Annotated in this window: 24 protein-coding genes and 1 pseudogene; 15 read left to right on the top strand and 10 right to left on the bottom strand. The window is 43.7% G+C overall.

Going from position 1 to position 24,447, the window contains the following annotated elements:
* Positions 1 to 470, bottom strand: a pseudogene (locus ACXJGZ_RS01375) (S1 family peptidase); the annotation flags it as partial.
* Positions 471 to 635: 165 nt separating this feature from the next.
* On the opposite strand from ACXJGZ_RS01375, the gene ACXJGZ_RS01370 reads away from it, so the two are divergent.
* Positions 636 to 767 (top strand): hypothetical protein, encoded by a 132-nt coding sequence (locus tag ACXJGZ_RS01370; protein ID WP_456398005.1) that lies wholly within the window; start codon positions 636 to 638, stop codon positions 765 to 767.
* Positions 768 to 958: 191 nt separating this feature from the next.
* Here the strand turns inward: ACXJGZ_RS01370 and ACXJGZ_RS01365 are convergent, their stop codons facing one another.
* The gene (locus tag ACXJGZ_RS01365) at positions 959 to 1,819 is read right to left on the bottom strand and encodes a hypothetical protein (RefSeq protein ID WP_456398003.1); all 861 of its coding nucleotides are present in this window, start codon (positions 1,817 to 1,819) and stop codon (positions 959 to 961) included.
* A 322-nt stretch (positions 1,820 to 2,141) separates the two neighbouring features.
* Here ACXJGZ_RS01365 and ACXJGZ_RS01360 point away from each other — a divergent pair, with 322 nt between their 5' ends.
* On the top strand, positions 2,142 to 2,624 hold the full coding sequence (locus ACXJGZ_RS01360) for a nucleotidyltransferase domain-containing protein (RefSeq protein WP_456398001.1): 483 nt from the start codon (positions 2,142 to 2,144) through the stop codon (positions 2,622 to 2,624).
* Here ACXJGZ_RS01360 and ACXJGZ_RS01355 read toward each other — a convergent pair whose 3' ends face one another.
* Positions 2,625 to 3,551 carry a GNAT family N-acetyltransferase gene (locus tag ACXJGZ_RS01355; protein ID WP_456397999.1) on the bottom strand — a complete coding sequence of 309 codons (927 nt, stop codon included), beginning with the start codon at positions 3,549 to 3,551 and terminating at the stop codon, positions 2,625 to 2,627.
* A 407-nt stretch (positions 3,552 to 3,958) separates the two neighbouring features.
* Entirely contained in the window at positions 3,959 to 5,710 is a 1,752-nt protein-coding gene (locus tag ACXJGZ_RS01350) for a DUF2226 domain-containing protein (protein WP_456321892.1), read from the bottom strand.
* Positions 5,711 to 5,825: 115 nt separating this feature from the next.
* Between ACXJGZ_RS01350 and ACXJGZ_RS01345 the strand changes: the two genes are divergently transcribed.
* Positions 5,826 to 7,289 (top strand): DHH family phosphoesterase, encoded by a 1,464-nt coding sequence (locus ACXJGZ_RS01345; protein ID WP_456397996.1) that lies wholly within the window; start codon positions 5,826 to 5,828, stop codon positions 7,287 to 7,289.
* Here ACXJGZ_RS01345 and ACXJGZ_RS01340 read toward each other — a convergent pair.
* Complete coding sequence (locus tag ACXJGZ_RS01340) at positions 7,286 to 7,495, bottom strand: PRC-barrel domain-containing protein (RefSeq protein ID WP_293255723.1); 210 nt, start codon at positions 7,493 to 7,495, stop codon at positions 7,286 to 7,288. The two genes, ACXJGZ_RS01345 and ACXJGZ_RS01340, sit on opposite strands and share 4 nt — an antisense overlap.
* A gap of 186 nt (positions 7,496 to 7,681) precedes the next feature.
* On the opposite strand from ACXJGZ_RS01340, the gene trpY reads away from it, so the two are divergent.
* The 8 genes from trpY to ACXJGZ_RS01300 all read left to right on the top strand — a co-directional run bounded on the left by trpY (position 7,682) and on the right by ACXJGZ_RS01300 (position 14,445).
* Positions 7,682 to 8,182 carry a TrpY family transcription regulator gene (gene trpY / locus ACXJGZ_RS01335; RefSeq protein ID WP_293255732.1) on the top strand — a complete coding sequence of 167 codons (501 nt, stop codon included), beginning with the start codon at positions 7,682 to 7,684 and terminating at the stop codon, positions 8,180 to 8,182.
* 47 nt (positions 8,183 to 8,229) lie between these two features.
* Positions 8,230 to 9,276: a glycosyltransferase family 2 protein gene (locus ACXJGZ_RS01330; RefSeq protein WP_456321890.1), complete on the top strand. Its 1,047-nt coding sequence runs from the start codon at positions 8,230 to 8,232 to the stop codon at positions 9,274 to 9,276.
* A 13-nt stretch (positions 9,277 to 9,289) separates the two neighbouring features.
* Positions 9,290 to 9,589, top strand: coding sequence for an inorganic phosphate transporter (locus ACXJGZ_RS01325; protein WP_456397993.1), 300 nt, complete (start codon positions 9,290 to 9,292; stop codon positions 9,587 to 9,589).
* A gap of 56 nt (positions 9,590 to 9,645) precedes the next feature.
* Positions 9,646 to 9,921 carry an inorganic phosphate transporter gene (locus ACXJGZ_RS01320; RefSeq protein ID WP_456397991.1) on the top strand — a complete coding sequence of 92 codons (276 nt, stop codon included), beginning with the start codon at positions 9,646 to 9,648 and terminating at the stop codon, positions 9,919 to 9,921.
* The gene (locus ACXJGZ_RS01315; protein WP_456397989.1) at positions 9,922 to 10,128 is read left to right on the top strand and encodes an inorganic phosphate transporter; all 207 of its coding nucleotides are present in this window, start codon (positions 9,922 to 9,924) and stop codon (positions 10,126 to 10,128) included.
* A 39-nt stretch (positions 10,129 to 10,167) separates the two neighbouring features.
* Positions 10,168 to 11,913 (top strand): tRNA guanosine(15) transglycosylase TgtA, encoded by a 1,746-nt coding sequence (tgtA, locus tag ACXJGZ_RS01310; protein ID WP_456326789.1) that lies wholly within the window; start codon positions 10,168 to 10,170, stop codon positions 11,911 to 11,913.
* A 32-nt stretch (positions 11,914 to 11,945) separates the two neighbouring features.
* Positions 11,946 to 13,469, top strand: coding sequence for a hypothetical protein (locus ACXJGZ_RS01305; RefSeq protein ID WP_456397987.1), 1,524 nt, complete (start codon positions 11,946 to 11,948; stop codon positions 13,467 to 13,469).
* 235 nt (positions 13,470 to 13,704) lie between these two features.
* Positions 13,705 to 14,445 (top strand): metallophosphatase family protein, encoded by a 741-nt coding sequence (locus tag ACXJGZ_RS01300; RefSeq protein ID WP_456397985.1) that lies wholly within the window; start codon positions 13,705 to 13,707, stop codon positions 14,443 to 14,445.
* Here the strand turns inward: ACXJGZ_RS01300 and ACXJGZ_RS01295 are convergent.
* Entirely contained in the window at positions 14,425 to 14,649 is a 225-nt protein-coding gene (locus ACXJGZ_RS01295; RefSeq protein ID WP_456326786.1) for a PLDc N-terminal domain-containing protein, read from the bottom strand. The genes ACXJGZ_RS01300 and ACXJGZ_RS01295 overlap by 21 nt on opposite strands.
* Before the next feature lie 114 nt (positions 14,650 to 14,763).
* Between ACXJGZ_RS01295 and ACXJGZ_RS01290 the strand changes: the two genes are divergently transcribed.
* Positions 14,764 to 15,048 (top strand): DUF357 domain-containing protein, encoded by a 285-nt coding sequence (locus ACXJGZ_RS01290; protein ID WP_293253743.1) that lies wholly within the window; start codon positions 14,764 to 14,766, stop codon positions 15,046 to 15,048.
* A 9-nt stretch (positions 15,049 to 15,057) separates the two neighbouring features.
* Positions 15,058 to 15,447, top strand: a complete 390-nt coding sequence (locus ACXJGZ_RS01285) for a DUF555 domain-containing protein (RefSeq protein ID WP_293253746.1) — start codon at positions 15,058 to 15,060, stop codon at positions 15,445 to 15,447.
* Between the two features lie 18 nt (positions 15,448 to 15,465).
* Here ACXJGZ_RS01285 and ACXJGZ_RS01280 read toward each other — a convergent pair whose 3' ends face one another.
* The gene (locus tag ACXJGZ_RS01280) at positions 15,466 to 16,299 is read right to left on the bottom strand and encodes a hypothetical protein (RefSeq protein WP_456397982.1); all 834 of its coding nucleotides are present in this window, start codon (positions 16,297 to 16,299) and stop codon (positions 15,466 to 15,468) included.
* A 180-nt stretch (positions 16,300 to 16,479) separates the two neighbouring features.
* Here ACXJGZ_RS01280 and pyrG point away from each other — a divergent pair, with 180 nt between their 5' ends.
* The gene (gene pyrG / locus ACXJGZ_RS01275) at positions 16,480 to 18,081 is read left to right on the top strand and encodes a glutamine hydrolyzing CTP synthase (protein WP_456321899.1); all 1,602 of its coding nucleotides are present in this window, start codon (positions 16,480 to 16,482) and stop codon (positions 18,079 to 18,081) included.
* A 14-nt stretch (positions 18,082 to 18,095) separates the two neighbouring features.
* On the opposite strand, the gene ACXJGZ_RS01270 is transcribed toward pyrG, so the two are convergent.
* The 3 genes from ACXJGZ_RS01270 to ACXJGZ_RS01260 form a co-directional block, all read right to left on the bottom strand.
* A complete protein-coding gene (locus ACXJGZ_RS01270; RefSeq protein ID WP_456397976.1) occupies positions 18,096 to 18,992 on the bottom strand; it encodes an LEA/WHy family protein in 897 nt (298 codons plus the stop codon).
* Between the two features lie 80 nt (positions 18,993 to 19,072).
* Entirely contained in the window at positions 19,073 to 21,769 is a 2,697-nt protein-coding gene (locus tag ACXJGZ_RS01265; protein WP_456397974.1) for a COG1361 S-layer family protein, read from the bottom strand.
* Complete coding sequence (locus tag ACXJGZ_RS01260; RefSeq protein ID WP_456397973.1) at positions 21,766 to 24,018, bottom strand: hydrophobe/amphiphile efflux-3 (HAE3) family transporter; 2,253 nt, start codon at positions 24,016 to 24,018, stop codon at positions 21,766 to 21,768. The genes ACXJGZ_RS01265 and ACXJGZ_RS01260 overlap by 4 nt, the downstream gene beginning before the upstream one ends.
* 108 nt (positions 24,019 to 24,126) lie before the next feature.
* Here ACXJGZ_RS01260 and ACXJGZ_RS01255 point away from each other — a divergent pair, with 108 nt between their 5' ends.
* Positions 24,127 to 24,264 (top strand): hypothetical protein, encoded by a 138-nt coding sequence (locus ACXJGZ_RS01255; protein ID WP_456397971.1) that lies wholly within the window; start codon positions 24,127 to 24,129, stop codon positions 24,262 to 24,264.
* Positions 24,265 to 24,447: the final 183 nt, after the last annotated feature.

Here is a 24,447-nt window from a genome sequence, read left to right as displayed (position 1 = left end):
TTTAGGAATACCACATTTACTTTCCCTCTGTATTTTCCTAATGCTTGTTTGATTTTCTCCTTGTCTTTTTCGTCCTTCACGTACACGAAGATTAATCCTTTCTCCTCGTTAATAAACATTCCTACGTAAGAAGGCAAATTGGTGGAGAATTTTCCATGAAGCTCGTCAATTCCCACCAAATCCGTTAAATCTCTTGTAGCTTGATGTAGAATCCTAACATCAGGCTTCTTAAAAATTCCGTAAGGCATTTCTTTGAATGCAAACCCATCAAAACCCTTGGCTTTTTCAGGTTCTTGGCAGTACCACCAGACTCTGGGCTCACTCTTCTCAACCCACTGCCCATTCTCAAAAACCCAATAACGCACAAGCTGACAAGCCCTGCCCTTATCATTACCGCTGATCTCAGCACTTCCAAAAGAACTCAAAACCACCAAACCTAGTAACAAAACGCTTAACAACTTCCACCGCATTGACACCACATGGATCACCCCGACATTTTGTAAACTCCCGAAGTAATACGAGAAAGCAAGTAATAGAAAGTTACCCCAGAGATGAACGAAGTAACGGGCATAACGTAAAATGCAAAGAAAGTGACAACTTCATCATCACGATAAGCAGATGGGGGTGGTGTAAGGGTGCCTATTATTGTAGCAATAAAAAGCACAATAAATGGAACCAATATGGAGAGTACAGCAAACTCAACTAAAGGGACTTTAGTATTCCGTAGAAAAATTGTTGTGAGCAACGCCAAAAAGAGGAGGGGATAAATAAATCCATAAGAGTCGCTCACCAGATATCTCCCTGAATATAAGTCGTACCAAACTCTGAATCCCGGGAGCATGTCGACAATCTTAGGATAATGTTGAGCAAGTTCATTTATACATACCATTGAAAGAGCCCATAAGGGAGTTGTAAAAAGTAAGAAAGTGAAAGCTTTTCTGTTCTCTTGCATAGTTTCTCACCCTTTTTTGATTTTCGTGGCGTATCCGTCATTGTAAGGGTCTGAGATGGAATTATAGAGACAGTAGCAGTCTGGAGTTATAACCCAAGGAGAGTAATAGTAGGATGAAACTTCTTCTTCAGCTTGCTCAAAGGATATGACATCGTGATCCCTGTCTTCATAATGAGCAGATCCAATTACTTTTCCATTGTATATTACCCAGAGCCTTATGTGGTATCTTGCTCCGAACGTTCTAGAGGTTGCCATGTCATCCCCTTCTTCCCAGCCCCCACCGCCATATTGTGGTGGATCATAAATATATTGATCAGATGCAACTGCCCAATCATACCATCCCGCATTGTCAAGCACTATCTTAACTTCACTTTTTGTCCCACCTTCCCAAACTAAGTTCACTGGATCTGCCTTTTCATAATGAGGGATACTAAATTCATCGTACCATACTTTCCAAGTCCATCTTGGCAAGTATGGATAATACTCCCACCATGGGAATGGATCATCACTTGTGGTTATAACTGTTGTCTTGTAATAAACTTTTCTTATAACTTTTCCAGCAATTAGGGCTTGGGCCTTCAGTGGATAAAGCTTTTCTAAAGTCTTTTTGTCTACTTTAGTCTTTTCAATCCTTGAAAGTTTACGAACTCCAAATTTAGCGTTTAACTCATTCCCAGTGTACTCAACTTGTTTAACAAGCTCTCCATTTTTATATGTGAGCTCTTCAACGACGAGTACTCTTAGAGTATGTTCTTTTGCCCACTCTTCCCAAGGATCTTGCGTCTTGTTTGCACTAACGAGGCTAAAAGAACTCAAAACCAACAAACTAAGTAACAAAACACCAAGCAACTTCCACCGCATTGTCATCACCATGGGAAATTTTCATGACTATTATGTCCATTAGGCTATTTAAATTTTTTGATTATGATAGTAAAATTCGCTTTTTAAAAATAGTAAACCTTAAAGAGCTTAATTTCCAAAACAGAAATAAATTAATAAAAAATAATTCTAGGAAGTAAACTGAAATTCAACAATTATTTTAAAATTTAAAAATTTTACAAAAATCAATATATTCAATATCTCAGAAAGTGAAAATACGGAGAGTTTTAAAAAGAAAAATTAGAACGGTTCAATATGTAATACCAAAATCTTTTATGAACTTTGAGATATAAATCTTTGAGGTGCCAAGATGATTCCTCAAACCCACCTCAAAGTTCTCTATAAGCTGTATGAAAGGTTAAAGGATAGCAATGTGAACTGGGTCGTTACCGGGAGCCTTGGTTTTGCGCTCCAAGGAGTTTCCGTTGAGCCCCATGATATTGATATCCAGACGGACAAAGAAGGAGCTTATGAAATCGAGCACTTCTTTTCTGAGTTTGTAGTTGAGTCCGTGAGATTTAAGGAAAGTGAGAAAATCCGCTCGCACTTTGGAGCGCTGATGATTGAAGGCGTTAAGGTCGAGATAATGGGGGATATTCAAAAGAAAGTTAATGATGAATGGGAGCCACCGGTGGATATAACCAAATACAAGCGCTTTGTGCAAATTGAAGGGATGAAGATTCCCGTTCTGTCGCTGGAGTATGAGTATCAAGCTTATCTCAAGCTTGGAAGAATTGAAAAAGCGAAGATTCTGAAGAAGTTTTTGGAAGAGAGAGGAAAAGATGATGTTTGACTATCTACAATCTTCTCCAATTGAAATCACAAAATTTTCATTTACTCTAAATGAAACAACAACGGTTTTAAATGAGAGATACCCAAGGAGAATATCAAAGTCTCTAGTTTTCTTAAAATCTATCTTTATCCTTTCGTTTTGGTTCTTGGAGAGCTTTAAAATCTGAATCTGTTTCTCAACGAAAACTTCCAAACCTTTTGGGCTTAAAGGCTCTATCTTTAAGCTTAAGTCCTCTCCGTAATTGAAGATCTCAAGCTCAAATGGATTCTCATAGGCAAGCAAATCAAATGCCCTTTCTCTGTCCATAAAAGAAATTCCCGCAATTCTCGGCATTGTCCCTTCTTGCCCCGGTTGGCCTCTAAAATAAACTTTCAAGCGCGCATTGCTCATAATATCAGTAAAAGAAATCTCATAGAGTTTTTCACCGTGAAAGCTAACCTTTTTCCTGGAAACCTTGAACTCAAAGAGAGGGTGAGTCCTGAGAAAGTTTTCGACAAAGCTGCCTTTTCCAAACCTAAAAAGCCAGAGTTGCTTTCTTTTAGAGAGTATCGCTGGATAAAAGTTAAACTTTTTATAAAGGTTTAGGGCGGGAATATTATCGTATTCTGTCATTAAAAATTGAATATTGTGTCCTTTGCTTTCAGATATTTTGATGCACTCCTCTATGAGCTTTGTTCCAATTCCCTTTCCTTGGTATTCGGGATGCACTATTAAATTGACAATCTCTGCATAAGGCGGGAAAGCTACATCGAGAGTTACCTTTCCAACGACTCTATCATCAGACAACGCTATTAGGACTTTTGAATAGTTCCTCATGCTTTCCCAGATATTGACGAGCTTCGGGCTGAATTTCCAGCCTAATGTGCTATAGAGTGCTTCAGCACCTTCTGCAAATTGCCCTTTGAATTCGACGATCTTGACCTTCACATTTTCCCTCTTAAAATTCCCTTTTAGCGAAGCAGTTAGCTAACTTTATAAAATGATACACCCCCATATAATAATGCCCCTGCGCGAGGACTCACTTGAATGGTGAAAGTGAGTGCGATGCGGGGGCAACAGCTCGACCATAGCGAGGTCCCCACGGGAGGGCTTTCCGCGTTACGGAGCAGTGATGACCGTGGGAAACCCTGGTCGAGTACACTCTTCTGCCCGCCTGGGTTAACCCGCTTGAGCTTGCCCTATGGCTTCAATGATAGCGGGGGTTACGGGCGGGCAACACAAAATTAGCCCCTTCTATCCTCCTTATCGATGCAACTGAAGTTGGGGGTTAATTCGATCAATTCGAGCCCTGGGAGCTTAGTTTGGTAATAAAGCCAAAATTAAAAACAGAGAAGTCAGCGCACGATTATATGGAGCTTCTTTGGCTTTATCGAAACTCCGTATTCTCTTCCTATATTTGTCATTAGGTTCATTATCGTCCTCTGAGCATCCTGCTTTACCCTATCCTCCTGAACATTTGAGAATGAGCCGAATAACCCTTCTTGCTCTTCTTTAGCGAAACTTATTTCTAAGCTGACTTCAACTGCCGATTCATTAAAGTCCCAGTTCATCTTGAGCCATTTAAATTTCGTTCTCGGTATTGTGGTTAATTCTCGTTGTATGCTTTCCTTCAGTGCCCTCATGGCAGGTTCCACGCGGGTCCTTATTATAGTCTCTCTAGATTCCCTCTTTTTCTCCTCTGTGAGATATGAGAGCTCATCAACACCCGCCTGCTTTAAGAGCCTCTCAACTTCTTCTTCAATTGCTTTTTTCTTCTTCAATATTTCCTCAACCTTGTCGGAGCTTACTTGGGGTTTTACAGTGGACTGCTGCTCCGCAGGAGTGGTTGAAACCTGCGGTTTTGGAGCCTCAACTCCCTCAACAATGGCATCGGCGGTATCGACTACGATGTTTCTTTTGATCTCATTTGAGAGGCTTTTAGCATGGGATTTGGCAATTCTTTCCAGCATTGTGAGAGCCCCTATCCTCGACAGCGTCGCAGACCTGCCCTTTACAAACACATGAAGTTCCAAGCTCTTTCCTTCAATGACGTCTATTTCGCAGTAGGTTGGATTAAAGCCCTCAGATTTCAAATCCCTTAGAACATTTTTTGCATATGCTGTGAAGAAGGGCTTAAGGTCTGGAGAGGCATTTATAACTATCCTCGCCTCTTCAGATTTTCTACTTGCTTTTAACGTCTTTTCTGCCTCTTTGGCTTCTTCAGAGCCTTTGCTTAAAATCTCCGTTTGGATGTTCTGCAGTATTGGCTTAATTCCCGAAACCCTGTTTATAACGGGGATATGTCTATTTGCAAAATACATTACTTTTCTCTTAGCAAGTTCTGCATTTCCGCTTTCTCCTGTTATTTTAATTGTCGTATAGACAACGCCTGTCCTAATTTCTCCATTTATTTCCACTTTCAAGATTTTTGTATCCTTCAAAGTTTTGATATCCTTAAAGACAGCCTTCAAATATTCCTCAAATCCTTCCTCCACAGCCTTCCTCAGAGCATCAGGTCCATTCACCTGAGTTATTACCTCGGGTTTAATCTCCTCTTCCTTTTTCTCTTCAGTTTCTTTGATTTCCTCCTTTTCCACAATCTCCTTGATTTCCTCAACTCTCCTTGGTATCCGTCTCTTAAGAACGGGCTTTGGTTTCTCTTCGATTTCTTTTTTCTCCTCTTGAATTACCTTTTTCTCCTCCTTTTCAGGAAGTTCCGGAAGTTTGAGTTTCAAAAGTTCCTCAATAGTGATCTTTGGGGTGGCATTGTACACATCAATATTATCCGCCAGTGCTATCTTCAGTGTAATCTCATCCAGCTTGTATATATCGACTATTAAAGGATTTGAAAGAAGCATTCCAAGCTTCTCCACAGCATCCTTCCCAATTATTTGGCTTTTTGTATCGATAATCTCTCCATCAACACCCATAATCCTGTTCCTGCCGATAAGAACAGTGAAGTAATATTTGTTTGAGGAGTCCTTTGTGACGACTTTTAGAAACAATCCCGCACTGTCTTTCAATGCATCGCTTATTTCACGGAGGAAATCCTCTCTTGACATCACAACAAGGTTTTCCCTATATGATTCAACTCCTCGCAGCTGCATATGCACCACCATTAGGTATATATAGGCAAAGCCTCCCAAAATAATTAGATAGTTTCCCAAGAGATATACATTTAAGCTAGTATTTAAGCATTATTGTATTAATAAGGTGAGGGACATGAAGGTTTTAATACTTGGTGGGGGAACCATTGGCCGCACGCTCGCTGAGGCTCTAAAGGGTGAAATGAACATTACCATTATTGAGAAAGATGATAGCAGAGCAAAAGCACTCATTGAGAGCGGTTTTAATGTTGTTGTTGGAGATTTTAACTATACCGCAACCTTGCTGAAAGCGGGCATTGACAAGGCGGATTTAATTGTGATTACCACCATGGATATCTCAACTATAAAGAGAGCTACGCAGGTCATCAGAACCAACAACAAGGAAGTGCCAATTATCACCGTGATTCCTGATGAAATTTCTCCCGAAGCGCTCCAAAAGGAAATCGAAGAGGAGATTGAATTTGAAGCAAAGTTTAACCATGCCCTTTCACCGAGAATTGCCCTTTCCAGGACAATAATATCCCTGATAGAATCCTTTGCCGAAAGAAAAAATGCAAGCCTGCTCTATAAAAAGCTCATGGAGCTTAAAGAAAAGGGAGACTCTCTCCTTATAGTTATGCATGATAATCCTGACCCCGATGCAATGGCAAGCGCCTTTGCTCTTAAAATAATCGCCCAAACAGCAGGTTTTAATGTTAAAGTCGTGTATGGAGGAGAAATAACCCATCACGAAAACAGAGCTTTTGTGAACCTCCTAGGACTTGATCTTTTAAAAGTCTCCAGAGGATCCTATGAAATCAAAAGACATCCCTTCATTGCCATTGTAGATTGCCAACCAAATGGAAATGTCAGCATTTTGGAAGAAGATGATTTTAACAGGATACAGATTCTAATTGATCATCACCAAATCCTAGAGAGCTTAAAGGATAGGATATCTAATGGAGCTTTCATAGATATTCGACCTGAGGCTAATTCTTCCTCTGCAATAATGGTGGAGTACTTGAGGGCGCTGAACATCAGTGTGGATTCCATGCTGGGAACCGCACTTTTCTATGGAATTTACACGGACACGAAAAAGTTCTCCAGACTCAGCAGGATGGAGCTTGAAGCGGTCGAATTTCTAGCAAACAGAATCAATTACGAACTCCTTGAGAAGATTGAAAATCCGGACATATCCACCGAAGCTGCGGAAATTCTCGCAAAGGCTGTGTTAAACAGAAGGGCATATAAAAACGTTTTAATCTCAAATGTAGGTTTCATAACGAACAGAGATGCTGTACCTCAAGCCGCAGACTTTTTATTGAGATTAGAGGGAGTTTCCACAGTGCTCGTTTTTGGAATTGTTGATGATAGAATAGAAATATCGGCACGGACTAGGGATGTGAGAGTGAATATAGGACAGGCTTTGAAGGAAGCCTTCGGTGATATTGGAAGCGCTGGAGGACATACCCAGATGGGTGGAGCAAGGATAAGTCTGGGAATTTTTAAACTTGCAAAGGATAAGAACTCCCTGCTGAGGCTGGTGGAGGAGGCAATCACAGAAAAGTTTTTGGAGGCGTTAAGAATAAAAGAGAGTTAATCCCCTCTCACTTCCACAAGTATTATGTCACCAATTGCCGTAACCTTCTCGTAGGGGATTCCTATCCTTTCCCCCGGGAGACCGAGGGCAAGAACCTTTCCGCTTCCCTGTTCAATGTTTATCAATACCTCATCAACATAACCCACATAATTCCCTTTTGTTGTGTATATCTGCTTTCCATAAATTTTTGACAGACGCATCACCATTTTAACCACCTTTTATTAGATAATCCTGCTTCTTAATATAGTTTACGCAGCTTCGGAAAGGGAGCAGAGGTGAAAATTTATAAACCCCAATGAACACAATCATGCGGAGTTTATGTAGGCATGGAAACATTTTAATAATAATGTATCCTATAGTTTAGTGTTGAACGTATATGGTGGGTGATGGATATGTGGGGAAGACTTGAGCATTACTTTGACGAATACCCCGTTAGAAAGCAGATAGCAAAGACTCTGCTAAAGTATGGCCTCAAGGTCACAGAGGACATGAAAATAAAGTGCGGGAACATTGATGTCCCCTACACAAAGATAGCAAAGGCACTTGATGTGGATAGGAGAGTCGTAAAGGAGACCGTTGCAATGATACTGAAGATACCCGAGCTCAGGGAAGTTTATATGGAGCTCGAGCCAACAGTGCACATGAAGTATGTTGGACGGCATGTTGGCTATGGAGTTATCGAGATTGAACCCGAACCGAGAGCAATAGGCATCCTTGCCAAGATCGCAACCAAAATTGCTGATAGGGGAATAAACATCGTGCAGGTTGTTGCTGAGGATCCCGAACTTTATCCCGAAGCTACACTAACGATAATCACAGAAAAGGGAATCCCGGGAGAACTTATAAACGAACTCTCAAAGCTTGAAGGCGTGAAGAGGATTTCTATTTATTGATGTTTTTCCAGGGGAAAGATTAAAAATCTCCCTATTAATTTTTCATTATGTTCATCAAAGTGCTCCTCTCTCTGATCCTTCTCTGGGATGGATACTTTTTCTTCAATTATTTAATTAGCCTATTAAAGAATTACAGGATTAAAGAGTGGACTCCATTTGTGAGCGTTCTAATTCCAGCGTATAATGAAGAAAAAAACGTGAAAAAAGCCCTTCTCCATGCACTATCCCAGGAGTACCCCTCCTTCGAGGTAATCCTTGTGGATGATGGGAGCGAGGATGGAACCTTTGAAAGAGCATCCTCAATTAGAGATGAGAGATTGAGGATTTTCAGGATAGAGCATGGAGGAAAAGCCAGAGCTCTCAACTTCGCCCTATCCAGAGCCCGGGGAGATGTAATAATCACCACAGATGCAGACACCCAACTGGAGAAAGATGCTGTTAAGGAACTTGTGAAACGCCTCTATGGTGAAGAGGTTCTGGCAGCTGGAGGGCAGGTTCGAGTCTTTAATGCCTCCTTTCTAACCAGAGCACAGGATGTGGAGCATTTAAGGATAGCAATGTTCAGAAGAGCAAAAGAAATGGAAGATTTAAGTGTTGCACCGGGGCCAGTTTCAGCATTTAGAAGGGAGGCACTTGAAAGAATTGGTGGGTTTGTGGAGAGCGGTGTTGAGGACTATGCAACCACAAAGGAAACCAAAAAATTTGGAAAGGTTGTTTATGCTCCCAGAGCAAAGGCATTTACGGAGATGCCAGAAAATCTCAGAATTCTCTGGGAACAGAGAAAAAGATGGTTTTTGGGAGATTTAGATCATTTAGGTGGGGGTTTTCTGAAAGAATGCCTTTTTTTGCTTCTAGGGGACTTTATAGCACTTCTAGATGTTTTGCTCCCTCTTCTGCTTATCCTAACGCAAAATTGGCTCCTGCTTGGAATCTTTATTGTTTTTGAGATTAGCACGATGCTCATACCAACTCTTGTGGAAGGGGGTTCCCTCCTGAATAGCCTGCTTTTCCCGGTTTTCCTCTGGTTCTGGGCAATTTTCTATCTAACATTACACCTCTACGGTTATTTCTCACACTTTGTAAGAAAGCATTAAGTTTAAATTCCAAGTGCTAACCTTCAAACAGTCTATCCTTTTAATAACCCTCTTCACAACCCTGGGAGCTTTCGTAGGGGGCTCAAAGGTTGCCTACACCGTGGGAGGAACTATTATCCCAGTTCACAATATGGAGTATCTTTCAATTGCCCTATTCAGCTCAGCCCTTGCGGTAACGTTTGCAAGCTTAAAAGCCCTTCCCATCTCGACCACCCAATCGGTTATAGGAGCCATTATAGGAGTTGGGATAGCTCAGGGCTCTCAGGTGAACTGGCATGTTATTTCAAAAATTGGCCTGGCATTTCTCCGGTAGTCGCGGGAATTTTAGCCATCGGAGCTCTAAGGGCATACGGATATTTCATAAACGACATGAAGAGCATAAGAACTGTCGAACTAACTTACCAGTGGATGATAATTTTAAGTGCTTCCTACACAGCATTTAATCTGGGAGCAAACGAACTTTCAAACGTCATCGGGATAATATTGTACGGCTTCTCCCTCAAGGGATGGCTGATAAGGGGATTGCTCTCATTTGGGCTTATAATGGGAGCGCTGACCTTCAGCTACAACGTGATAAGAACTATCGGTAGGGAACTAGTCTCATTGGGTCCCCTCTCAGCGTTTTCTTCTCAATTTGGATCATAAATGGCAGTAACAATTGCAAACGCATTTGGGTTACCGGTAAGTTCTGGTCAAGCAGTTGTAGGAGGAATTTTAGGGGTTGGAGTGCTAAAAGGAGAGAGAATCAACCGGATACTTGTCTGGAATATAATTTTGGGATGGATACTAGCGCCTGTGGTCTCATGCCTCCTGACATTAACTCTCCTCCGAATTCTCACATTTTTGGAATAGCTTTTAAACCCAAGTGTCCACTTTCGATGGGTGAGATAGATGGTGGAATTCAGATTTGAGGTAAGAGCGAGAGATGCAGCAGGAAGATTGGGAAAACTGGTGATAAATGGGAGAAAAATTGAGACACCCGCTATAATGCCAGTTGTCAATCCAAGACAGCTGATAGTGACTCCGGGAGAGCTCAAGGAAATGGGGTTTGGAATAATAATCACGAACTCCTACATCATATACAAAGATGAAAATCTCAGAAAGGAAGCACTTGAGAGGGGGATCCATGAGCTTCTTGATTATGATGGGATAATAGAGGTTGATTCGGGGAGCTTCCAGCTCATGCGCTATGGTGGTATAGATGTCACAAACAGGGAGATCATTGAGTTTCAGCACAAAATTGGCGTGGACATAGGAACATTCCTCGATATCCCCACAATCCCCGACGCTCCAAGAGAAAAAGCCGAGGCAGAGTTAAAAATCACCCTTGAGAGAGCCAAGGAAGCAGAGGAAATAAAGGAAATAGCCATGAACGCCACCGTACAGGGTTCAACCCACCTTGATCTCAGGAGGTATGCAGCTCAAAAACTTAGTGAGATGAATTTTGAAATTCATCCAATTGGAGCCGTTGTTCCCTTAATGGAAGCATATAGGTACAGGGAACTGGTAGACGTTGTAGTAAATTCGAAAATGGGTTTGAAGCCCGACAGGCCTGTGCACCTCTTTGGGGCAGGACATCCCATGATATTCGCTCTGGCAGTGGCAATGGGTGTGGATCTCTTTGACTCAGCTTCATATGCACTGTATGCCAAAGATGACAGGTATCTAACCCCGGAGGGCACAAAGAAGCTTGATGAACTGGAATACTTCCCATGCTCGTGCCCCATATGCTCACGCCATACGCCCCGGGAGCTCCGTGAGATGCCCAAAGAAGAAAGGACACGGCTTTTGGCACTTCACAACCTGTGGATTATCAGGGAGGAGTTGAATAGAGTGAAGCAGGCTATAAAGGAGGGAACTTTGTGGGAGCTTGTGGATGAGCGTGCACGGTCTCACCCCAAGATGTTTGCGGCTTACAATCGCCTCCTTGAGTATAGGGAATATCTGGAGGAGAATGAGCCGGTAACAAAGGGGTCCGCACTTTTCAAGATAAGCGAAGAATCCATGCGCTGGCCCATTGTGCTTAGGGCTAAGAAGAGGGCCCAAAGGGTGGGGAAAAAGTTTGGGGAAAAAATTGAACACCCCCTGTTTGGAGAGATTCCCAAGTATCTCGGGCTCACATTCCCTTTCGCCCAGAGTGAAGGTGAGGAAGACTTTGGAATATCAAAACCAAGCGGAAAGGAGGCTTTGACTTACATAAAAGCCATAGCCGAGTATCAGTTTGGGGAAGGTGCCTCACGTGCCTTTGAAAATGCTCTCGTCGAGCTATCGAGGAAAACGGGAATGCCGAGACAGATAAAGGTGAATGGAAAGCATCTGGCAACATTCAGGGCCTTTGATGGGTTCTTAACACTGGGCATAGAGGGAGCCAAGAGACTTATGGATATCCTGGAGTACCCGAGGATGCGGGTTGTCGTGAATGAAGATGCCGAGCCTTTTGTGAGGAGGGGAAAGAGCGTTTTTGCAAAGTTCGTTGTCGATGCAGATGAAGGGATAAGACCCTACGATGAAGTCCTTATTGTGAACAAAGAGGATGAGCTCCTGGGGACGGGACAGACCCTCTTGAATGGCAGAGAGCTCAAAATATTCAAACAAGGGATGGCGGTTAAGGTCAGGAAGGGTGTAGAAAGACTTTAAAGCCTCCCTCCCTATTTAATTATGGTGTGATCATGGAGTTGTTCTCTCTCATAAAGGCGCTTAAAAAGCCCGAACCTTTGAAGCCCTCCACAAGGGCTAGGGAGTTCCAGCTTACCCTTCAGAAGCATCATTTAGGGGATGAAATAGAGGTAGAAGGCTTTCTTCTCCTGAGACAGCCAGCCTACGCCCCAAAAGACGCCGTTTACTATATGCTATCCCCCCTCTCGCCCTCCGACATCAGGATTAAGGATGGCTTCACATCCTTTGCCGTGCTGAAGATAACGGATAAAAGCTCTCTAAATCCCGCCCTGAGTTTTAAGGGTGGGGAGTACGTCAGGGTTAGGGGAACCATTGAGGCATATCCATGTGGAACATTAAGAACAATAAATGTCAGGGAAATGGAAGCAGGCAGATACGAAAACTACTGGCTCGACTATAAGGAGTACGCTTTGAGCAGGCATGAGATGGAGCGTCTTTTCCTCGAAACTTTCTACACGGACAACTATCAGCTTGAGATCGCCCTCCTTTACTCTCTCTTCGCTTCCCCGTCCATAGTGGGTGCTCCCCTTGGAGAGGGATCTATATTCTCAACGCTCAAAGACAATGAGAAGGTCATCAAATCACTGTGGAGCGCCATGAGGTACCTGTTGGGTCTTTTCCCAAGAGAGCTCCACCTCATGAGCCCGCGCACTTCAAAAAAGGCGTTCTCATATGTTGATGAGGATCTGGATCTGGATTTCAAGCTCTTCACACCTCAAGGAGCCTCCATAAAATACTATTCCCCCGAAAATAGAAGGCTTCTGGGGGAGGAGATTCCTGCGTCTAAATGGGCCAGACCGGTTCTCAATGAGCGCAGGGCAATATTTTTAGCACCCAAACGCTATTCGAATCTCAAACCAAACGATCCCCTCGCCTATCTCTCCGAGACTCCATTCATCCCAGGCAAGCCTATAGGATACGAGAGGAATAGGGAGTTTGAACAGTTAATTCCCAACTTGATAGTAACCATTCACCTAGCGAGGGAGCAGTTCAAAACATTCTCCCCGGATGATGCAGTTTTAAGATACTTCAGGAGAAGGTTTAATGACTGGCTCAGAAAGAACAGGAGGGAATACGGGGAAAAATTTGATGCCCTCCGATTGAACGGGAGGGTTTTTGAGACGAATATGCGTTTTCTGCTGAGCATGCACCTTTTAGGAGAGATGAGCCGCTTTGAAGGCAGGGTGAGCAAGAGCATTGTAAACAATGTGCTCACGATAAATCAGGATCTGGTTGACACATGGATTAATGAGCTTTCCGAGAGGGAGCTCATAAAGAGCATCGCCTCCTACGAAAAATTTGTGGATACTGATAAAAGAGGACAGATCGCTTTGAGCATCTTCATGGATCTGGAAGCAACATCCGTTGATAAAATCGTGGATAAGCAGGAATTCTATGAGGAGCTTGTGAAGTATGGCTTTAATTCGAGAGATGCAGGCGAGCTGATAGAGAAGCTGATTAGAGAGGGTTACCTCTTCGAGGTCTCCATAGGGAAGCTGAAGCTGGTGGTAAGGTAGTATCTGTCGTGATAAAAAAGGGTTAAACGGTTTTTGATGCCCTGACCAGAGCGACGTAACTATTAGTAGGATACTCCTGCTATCCCGATGGCATCTAAGAGAGCATTGACTTTTCTGCATTCTCCAAGCCGGCTTAAAAATCTCACTCACAATTTTGCTCCAGACCCCATAGCACCAAAAATTTTAAATATCTCTTTTAGTTAACTTTTGTTAGAAAAAGCTGGGAGGTGGTACCATGCACATAGCTCTCATGGCAAACATAAACGGGAACTTCCCAGCTTTTGCCGCAGCCCTATCAAAGATTGAAGAATTGAAGGAAGAAGGATACAGAATCGAAAAATTCTACATCCTCGGAAATGTTGTGGGGATTTTTCCATATGCGAGGGAGATTTTTGACACCCTCGATGACCTCATAAAGAAAAATGACGTGCGGGTGATACGGGGGAGGTATGATCAGATAATAGCAGAAGCTGAAAGCAAGAGAGATATTGATACCATCGGAGAGCCGGAGTATGTAAAGAGGGCGCTCAAGCATGCATGGGAGAGCCTTGATCACGATGGCAGGGAGTTCATAAGAGGTCTCCCTATATATCTGGTGGACAAAATCGGAGGCAATGAAATTTTTGGAGTATATGGAAGCCCGTTAGATCCGATTGGAGGAGAAGTCCTGCCTGAGCAACCCCAGTCATACTACGAAGCACTAATGAGACCCATGAGGAGATATGAGCTCCTTCTCATTGGTTCCTCAAAACTGCCCTTTGAAGCTTTCACGAGATACGGGAAGGTAATATCTCCAGGAAGTCTGGGCCTGGTCCCCACCAATGGACAAAACAGCACGTTTGCCATTTTAAACACTGAAAAGCTCGATGCCAAGTTTATAGAGGTCGGGTATGAAAGAAAGATCATTGAAGAGAAGATCAAAAGGGAGGGGCTCCCAAGAGAGCTGGTTAAGCTATTATATCACGGAAGGCTCTGAGCCTTCGTATTTCCCTTCCCTCTTGATCACGAAAAAGTATATGATAGCTCCAATCCAGTTCAGGAATATTGCCACAATGACCCAGATAAGCTTCTCCGTATCCGGCATAGCTTTTTGCTTTGTGAGCACATCATATATCACCCATAGCATTGCGAGCAAGCCCACAAGCCAGAACACCATAAATATCCCGAAGAATACAAACATTTCGTCACCTCCATATCTTACGTAAGGTATTTACCATTGAGATATATAAACTTTTGGTTCTATCCGATACTTTTATAAGCACTCAGCATTGACCACTAATCGAGGCGGACGCCAATGAGAGAGATAACCGAGGAGAAGCTTCAGAGATACTTTAAAATAACACGAGAGGCACTTGAGACGCTCGAAATTGCTGTCCATAAAAAGAGCCTCCTCTATTCTGTTGCGAAAGACTTTTTAACCATGGCCAGAAGCTATTATAGCGACGCCGAATACTACTACAAAAAAGGCGACTATGTAACTGCTTTCGCGGCATTGAACTATGCACATGGATTCATAGACGCAGGTGTTCGCTTGGGAGTGTTTAAAGGCGAAGATGATAGGCTATTTGCCTTTGGATGAGGTGAGAACATGGGAGATTATGTCGTGGTGTTGGAAGCGCCAATTATCGTGAGAGACGTTGAGACTTCGGAGGATGCAATCAACGTTGCCGTTTCCAAGGTGGCAAAGGCTTTGAATAAAGAGAAGCTGGATTTTGTGAGGGTCGAACTTGGATATTCACAATGCCCCGTTTGTGGAAACCCCTTTGAGAGCGCTTTTGTTATCGGAAGCGTGGGTCTTGTTGGAATCTACCTGAGTTTGAAGGTGTTCAACGCACAGAGCGTGGAACATGCGGAGAGGATAGCCAAAGCAGTTGTTGGAAAAGCCTTGAAAAAGGTTCCTTTGAAGGTTTTTGAAATTAAAGAGATTGAAAACGGAAGTGAGGGCGAAGGATTGCACTTTGGAGGAAGCGAAGCTTAATCTTTATCTTTGTATTTCTCACCCTTTTTCCTCTTCAGTTCCTCCGAGATAGACTGTTAGACCTCCCACGCTATCAACGAGGAACTTCATTAGTCCCAACCCCGCTAGGAGAAGCAAGCTCCATAGAGGGATATAGTTGCTGTAAATTGCTTTAAATGCAGAGTTAAGTATCGTTATCACCAGTGCCAGAACCAGGTATCCCGCGGGATTATTTCTTATCGCATTAAATATTTCTCCAAGGGGGATAATGTTTCCTGTGAGATAGTAAGCAGGGGCTACAAGCGAGGTTACAGGAAGCATGAGGAAGGATACCAAAATCATCCCAAATCCCCTAAAAACCGCAAAGAGGAGGGCTCCAACAGTCACACCCAGCAGAAATACGGCGAATAAGACCATGAGCTCCGCCACAAGCAGGCTGGGGAGGGAGTTAATACCCCTCACAAGTTCATTTTTAATGATAACCTGCTCCCCATTGGCACTCCTGTACGCAACCCCGACCAGAACATAATTGAAGTAAATACTCACGAGCGCGACGATCAGGAGAAAGGGGATCGCCCTGTGAATATCCTCCATTGTTCTCTCCCTTATCCTTAGAAATTCTTGGTATGTATCGGAATAGACGGTCAAACCCCCGTATTCCATCGTAGGAGTACCGGGACGATAATATTTACCGGGACAGCTTGTGTTAATCTTCTCAAATATTTCGGGATCCATGGAATATATTCGATGACATGTGATTGCATCATTTTCCCCAAACATTCTCTCCTTAAGAGTGTTCAGCTCACTGTAATCTCTTATGAGGGGCGCAAAAAATGGAAAAAACAGGACATAGGTCATCATAACCGCCAGCATAAGGAAAGCCCAAAATTTCCAACTTCTAAAGGTTTTATCAATCACATCTCCAAAAAACTGCATCAATACCCCCAGCAATAGTCATGAGAAGATATTATTTAAGCATTTCGCATGTGTCCACGCGGTAAGCTTTTAAACACTTGTTAATCAAATCACAACATAACTTTTGGAGGATTTGACATGGCAAAGTTCATATTTGTCACAGGTGGAGTTGTGAGCGGACTTGGAAAGGGCATTACAAGTGCATCTCTCGGCCTTTTAATGAAATCAAGGGGCTTCCGTACCACAAACATAAAAATAGACCCCTATTTGAACTACGACGCTGGAACGATGAACCCATACCAGCATGGAGAGGTCTTCGTGCTCGACGATGGAGGAGAGGTGGACTTGGATTTGGGGAACTATGAGCGCTTTTTAGACACGAGTCTAACCTTCGAACACAACATAACCACAGGAAAGGTCTATTCTTCCGTAATTGAGAAGGAACGGCGCGGTGATTACCTCGGAGCAACTGTTCAGGTAATTCCCCACATAACAAACGAAATCAAAGAGCGTATAAGGAGAATAGCCAGAGATTACGATATTGTGGTCGTTGAAATCGGAGGTACCGTCGGCGACATAGAGAGCATGCCATTTCTTGAGGCTGCCCGCCAGATGCAGCTCGAAGAAGGAAGGGAGAACGTCGCATTCGTCCATGTTACCTATGTTCCCAAGCTCAAGGTCGTTGGAGAGCAGAAGACAAAACCCACCCAGCACAGTGTTAAGGAGCTTAGGAGCCTTGGAATTCAGCCGGATGTGATCATAGCGAGGAGTGAAGATCCATTGGAAGAAAGTGCAAGGAGGAAGATAAGCCTCTTCACAAACGTACCTGAGGAAGCTGTTATAAGTGCCTACGACGTCGAGGATACGTACGAAGTCCCATTGATACTCGAAAAGGAGGGGCTTGCAAGGTATATAACAAAGAGCCTCGGACTTGAAGACAGAAAACCGGATTTAAGGGCATGGAGGGAGATGGTGGAGGAGTACAAGAGGCTGGAGGAAACCGTGGAGATAGCAGTGGTGGGCAAATACGTTAAGCTGGCTGACTCCTATCTTAGCATTAAAGAAGCGCTTAAGCATTCCAGCGTTGCAAACGGGGTAAAGGTCAGGATAAGGTGGATAGAATCAGAAGATGTGGAGAAAGAGGGATACGAACTCCTGAAAGGAGTGGATGGAATAATTGTACCCGGTGGTTTTGGTGCAAGAGGTACAGAAGGAAAGATAATGGCGGTTCACTATGCGAGAGAGAAGGGCATACCTTTCCTCGGTATATGCTTTGGATTCCAGCTGACTGTTGTGGAGTTCGCAAGGAATGTCCTAGGACTTGAAGGTGCACACTCGACGGAGATAGATCCAAACACCCCATACCCCGTTGTGGATTTACTTCCGGAGCAGAGGGGAATTGACAAACTCGGCGGGACAATGAGGCTCGGTGCATATCCGGTGAGAATAAAGGAAGGAACTCTAGCAAGGGCACTTTACGGAAAGGAGCTTATATATGAAAGGCACAGACACAGATGGGAGGTTAATCCCACATTCATAGAGCAGCTGGAGAACAAGGGACTTGTTTTCAGCGGTATTTCGGGAGATGACAAGAGGAGAATGGAAATCCTGGAGTTGCCTGGGCACCCATATTTCATTGCAACCCAGTATCACCCCGAACTCAAATCGAGACCCATGAACCCTGCTCCTGTTTTTAGGGGTCTTGTAAAAGCAGCAAAAGAGAAAAAGTTTGGAGGATGACTTTTCTTTTTAAATTAACCCTCGAATTTCAGTTCACTCAAGAGGTCTGTTTCAATCGTTTCTTCTTTATCAGCAATCTTGACCTTAATTTCTTTTCCGAGTATGGTGGACTTTAGGTATATTGAGACTCTTATTTTGCTCCTCTCCCCGTTCTCTATGTGTTCAGCCCACACTTTTGGGAGAACCTCACTGTCTATAAAGGTTTTGATCCTCAGAGTAGCGCTGCCCTTTGATGGAAGCGTCGTCTCACCCAGGAGCTCACCATGGGCAACCTTATAGTCATTCATGTAGATTTCATATTCAATCCCCCTAACGGGAATCGGAAAGATGTTTGGATTGTATAATGTTACGTCGCTATAAATCGTGATAGCCCCTACGATTTCTCCCCATCTGGAAGAGACACGCTGTATTTGAGGAGTTTGCAGGAGTGCATTCTCCTCGCTTCCCGTTTGAATGCTCTCTAGAGTCGAATCAAGCTCTCCAAGGATATCCGTCTCTATATCTCGGTTGAATTCCCTTCTAAACGGGACCCCGAATATGGAAGCATCCATAACAACTGTGATTTTACTGCTCTCACCATTCCCTATGTGCACTTTAAATGCCTGAACTGCATTTTTATTGTCTATAACAAGTGGAAGGTCAATGGTCTTTTGCATAAAGCCAAGTTCAGCATGCCGGATTTCTCCAAAGGGAACCACTCCAAGTGCTAATGTTGCATCATCTATGCTCAAAGAGAGAGGTATGCCCCTTCCAAGATTTACATGGAGCCATATTTCAGTCCTATTTTCGTCCACATATCCCCATTCTGCCGTTATTTGAGGATTTAGATGAGTAAGGGAAAAAGCTAGGTACCCGATCCACGAAATAAGCAGCAAAAATATTATTAAAACTACTTTTATTGCAGCCCTCATGGTTCATCCTCCAGAGAATATCATCGTTGAAAGATTTAACCTTTTCTCAAATGCTGATGTCACCGGCATTAAAGGAAAGGTCACCTCTTTCTCTTCATGTATGTGATTACCACTGCCAGCACTGCCAGGATCCCTATTAAAATTCCTGCTTTTCCCAAATTGCCCTTTGTTTTAAGGTTCTCTTTCACCGGCACCTTTATCGAGTCCTCGAAGACATAGACATTATCATCACCGCTCTCCTTGTCCCCCACTGCTCTAATCCTGACCTGGATGGTGTAGTCCTTTGGAATAGCATCGCGATTTATGCTCAGCTCAAGAACACCCTCTCCGTCCTTTCCGGGGTTAAGATCCCCCACATAGTCCGTTCTCTTGCCCAGTGCAAAGGGCTGATCTGCTTTGACGACGCCCTCTATTATGACGTTCTCTGCCTGTTCTCCACCCACATTCTTGAGCTTCACGTAAATTTTCACATCTTCGCCCTGCATGGGTGTTTTATCAAATCTAACGCTCTCCACCACAACCTTGGGCTTCTCGTTTATTATTATGGGCACATTTACCCTGAGCTCCTTCTCATCCCCACTGCTGTCCCTGTAATCAATCTCCACAGGGATCTCATAGTTTCCTCCCTTTGCATCCCCGTCAACGTTCACCCTGAAGACAGCCTTTGCTGAGTCTCCTCCCTTAAGGCTGCCGAGATTTATGAGCTGCTCGCTCGTTTCGCTCAGCTCAAAGGGCTTTTCGGGCAGAGGTTTTAGAATAACATAACGGGCACTCCCGCTTCCGATGTTCTCCACTTCAAGGCTCACCTCAACGTTGTTTGTTCCCGCTAAAACTCTGCTCGGCGATGTGGAGACCTTCGAGATTATCAAATGCTCGCTTCCTAGAACGCTTATACCTATCACACGCTCATCACTAATTTTCTCATCGTCGGGACTGCTCAGATACTCAATATCAACCTTCAGGGGGTATACTCCACTCTCAAGTCTCTCACTGGCTTTTAGGTGAAATTCAATTGCAATTTCCTCATTCGGTGCCAGCTCACCCACATATTTAGCATTGTCCTCTCCAACAGGTAGAAAAGCATCAACTTTCTGCTTTGCAAGCTCCTTCATGATATCGTTTAAGGCGCTCTGAAGGTTCTCGCTTATGCTCTGGCTTCCTTGGATTGGAAGATTCTGAATTGCCGATAGGTCGATTTTGGTGACCTCACTTTGAACCTGCACCTCACTGGGTACTATCTTTAGAGAGAACGCCCTGGCGGTCTCATCTCCAACATTTTTGAGCCTTATTTTTAGCGTAAACTCATCCCCGGGCTCTATACTCTTCGGAGTGTCAACACCCTCAACCTCTATGTAAGCCTGATTCTTCCTCAAAACCTGAATTGAAAACTTGAAGTCCTGCTTTTTTTCATCCTTTGCGTCCCCGCTATAGTATGAAAGCTTTAGAGTTAAGGGATAGCTTCCTGTTTTTGCATCCTCCTTTACATGAAGCCTAAAAGTGTACTGCACCTCTCTGTTTGTTTTGACAATGGAAGTATACTGCTGGTCACTCGAATTATCGATGAGTATTGAAGTCATATCATCCACGGACTGTACTGTTTCAAGCTTTACGAGCAAATTCTTGGCAACTTCCATCCCCATATTTTTAAGCTTGACCTTAATCTCAAAATCCTGCCCGGGATAAACTTTTTCCGGCTTTTCAACGTCCAAGAGCTCAAATGTGGCATCGCTTTCCCTTGCAACGGTGATTCCAAAATAATCAAACCCCTGGATCATTTCCATACTTTGCCCCATTCCTATCGAATACATTACATTAACGTAGAGAGGATAGATTCCAGGGTCAGCATTCTCATTGACTTTAAAGTGAAATTCCAGAACCTTTTCTTCCTTCCCTTCAATGTATTCCACATATTTCGTAGCACTGTCCACAGGCAGGAGAACGCTTTGAACAAGTCCACTTTGGGAGAGAGTTTGAGCCAATGCCTCATTTGAGCCATTTGAATTCATATTCAGCATCATCGGTGATAAAATTACAGTTACATAGCGGGCTTCCAATGCACCCTCATTCTTGAGATGCACCTTAATCGTAATCTCATCTCCAGGCTTCACACTTTTTGGAGCTTCAACCCATGTTGTTATATACGCGGGTAATGTTGATGCTTTCCACCCAGGCGGTCCGCTTATGCTGAGCTTTGCCCCATTTGGATACACTTGGAGGGCTGTTATTGTGACTTTTTCTCCATCGACGTTCAAACTTATCGTCTCGTTTTCTCCTATCTGCTGAAAAGTGGGGAAGCTTATAGTTCTCGTAATATCTTCGAGTGTTATTCCAAGCTCCGGGTGTTCCTGAATGGTTTTAAAGACAGCTTCTCCTATCTCCTCTTGAGATGCAGTCCCAAGCCACATTAAAAATTGACCATACTGCAAGGGGTCTGTCATGTTGTATCCAAGCGTCTCCCCCATTGCATTGAGGAAAGTTATATTTGTCAAAAGATGCTGGATTTTCTGAGGATCAGGAATCTCTATGCTCGTGTAGTTTGCATTTATGGGCTTTCCATCTTTTATTATAACAACCATTGCCTTGTAACCCAGACTCCCATCATCGAGCATCGCCTGCTGAACTCTAGCTAAATGCACTATAAGGGGGCCCACAAAGACGGATTCTCCCTTATCCAGGTATCCTTCAAAGAGCAGGCTGCTTTGAGCCATTGCAACGTTAAAGTTAAACATGCTTGAAAGGAGCACTAACCCTAATAAAATTCCCAATTCTTTCTTCATTCTTCATCACCTCTAATTTTGTTCCCATAGAATATCTGCAGCAGTGCAGGCGTAACAATGAATGCCGCAAACATTGATGCGAAGATGCCTACGGCGAGCGTCTTTCCAAAGTCATGAACGGCTGTCAGCTCGGCGGCTAAAAGGGCCAAAAATCCACCAGCAGTTGTTAGACCCCCCACAAGTATTCCGGGCCCCACACCTTCAAGGGCGGTTACTATCGGATGAGGGTTCCCTTCATTAAATTCTTCTAAAAAGCGATGTGTTAAATGCATCCCATAATCCACCCCAAGGCCAACTATCATCGAGATAACACCAGCCAAGGTTTGATTGAAAGGTATCCCAGCAAACCCCATATAGCCCACGGTCCAAAACGCCCCCAGGAACATAGGAAGTATCATTGCAATGGAAACCAATGGCTTTCTAAAGAGCACTATGACAACCAATAAAACAAGAATGCTACCGTAGGTCGATATCTTGGCAACCTCCTGATTTGTAAGATCACCTAAAACATAGCTCAGATACGAATCCCCGGCAGGTCTTATCTCAACTCCCGGTGGGACATCTGCATTTTTTGCCTGCTCTTCAAAGTAGTGCATAATAGCTCCAAATTCATCAGGCCTAACCCCGCCAAAGTTGCCTTTAAATTGAACTAGGGTCATTGAGTAGTCATCGCTTACCAGATTCTGCCCCTGCGCTTCCTCCAAGGCTTCCTTTATTTTTCCCCTATCCTCCGGAATATAGCCGTATTTTTGGATCACAATGTCCGCAATGCTCTTTGCTTCAAAGACGTTGTTGTAATAGGAATCGGCTTTAATGCTCTTCTCAAAGCGGTAGATATCCCTAACTATGGTGGGATCCCTAACATCATAAGCCTTAACAAGCATATCCACCTCATCCTGACCTCCAAATTCATAGCGAACATCTTTCATAACTTCTATCTCGGGAACCCCCTCAGGTATCATTTTTTCGAGCCGAACCTCCGTCGTGACATGGGTTAGACCATAACCAAAAACGAGGGTTATCAAGAATATTATGCCCAAGAAGGTCCTTGGATGATCTCTAACAGTCCTTCCAAAAACAGTGAATGTCTTAGCAATGACTCCAGAATGCGCTCTGATCTGAGGGACTTCGTAATGTCCGCAGATCTTTTTCATGAGATCCTCCTCAAGGATTATGATGGCTGGAGTTATCACAATGGCATTCAAAGCCGCCAGGCTAAGTCCCATAATTAAAGTTAAGCTCAACCTCTGGAGACTCGGGAGAATCGAAAGGCCCAATGCCACAAAACCCGCAATCGTTGTGAGGGCGGCACCCAGAAGAGCTTTACCCGTCTCCGCTATGGCTTCCTCGGCAGATTCCTCTATTGAGTTGCCTTTCTTTCTCTCCTCATAGTAGCGGTTCGTTACATGGACTCCATAGTCGATACCCATCCCAACTACCATAGCTCCAACCACTGTCGTTACCATGTCCATTGGGATCCCAAGAAGTCCCATAAAACCAAGGGTCATTGTAACGCCAAAAACGAGAGGAGTCAATGGGATGAGAGCCTTTATAGGGGAGCGATAGAAGTAAATCAGGAGAAGAACCACAAAGAGAAGCGCAATCCCCATGGTTACCCTTAAATCGCTCTGGAGCATTGAAAGAATGCGGTAGGTTATTCCAATGCTTCCGGTTTGGACAACCTCAACGTTTTTTGGAAAGCTTGAATCCTTTATATCCCGGTTCATCTGCCCATAAATGCGCTGGATTGTCTGAGAACCTGAAGAGGAGCTCAATGTTGCCACTATTATTGTGCTCCTGTAATCAGAGCTTATTAAACCCGCCTTCACATCCATGGGGAGCATGTTTAAAACAAACTTTGCCTCCTCTTCATTCTTAGGGAGCCTCCCCAGCGCCTGAATGTATACATCGGCTAGGCTCATAGTACCTGTTACATACTCATGCTGCTTCAGACGCTCCTCAAGATTGTAGATAGCCTGAATCACCCGGGGATCTCTAATGTCATAAACCCCTCCTTCCTCAATAGAGGCTACTTTAACAATTATTAAAGCAGAGTCTCCGCTTTGGAATTCATTTTGAAGTGTCAAATAGTCTCTCACTGGTGGCAAATCCCGCGGGAGCTGCTTTGTTAAATCACCTTCAAAGCGGAGGTTCTGAATACCATAAATCGATACAATAAGCAAGAACATTGCCACTAGTGAAAATGCTATCCGATATTCTACTATTACCCTCGCGAGCCTTTTGAGCATTCTCTCACCTCTGAACTTTTGGAATTTTCCGAAAGATTTAGATGATTGGCATTTAAAAAACTTTGCCAGGTGCGGGACATGTTTACCGTAACTTTTATTTAGTTTTTGGTGATTGTTGTGATGCCCAGATGGAATCCAGAGCTTAAGAATCCTGAAAATGTGGTATTTGCAATTCTGGATGTTCTGGCAGACTTAGAATCAGAAGGAAAACTGAAAAAACTCCCAAAATCCCGGCAAAAACAATAATAGTAGTACTCCTCTTCAAACAATACTACAACTTACCCCTCAGAGAGGCACAACATTACGGCAGAGAATTCTTCGGCGTTACTGGGGCGCTTTTACAACCTGGTTTGGCTGTAGGGTCTGTTGTTTTTTGAAAGAGACTACTGTAACGCGGATACTGCTTGGGGTAATGTGTTACGCGCTGAA

Source organism: Palaeococcus sp. (in: euryarchaeotes) (assembly GCF_053987695.1).
Note: the sequence above shows the minus strand (reverse complement) of the source record. Positions and strands in the feature narration are given on the sequence as shown.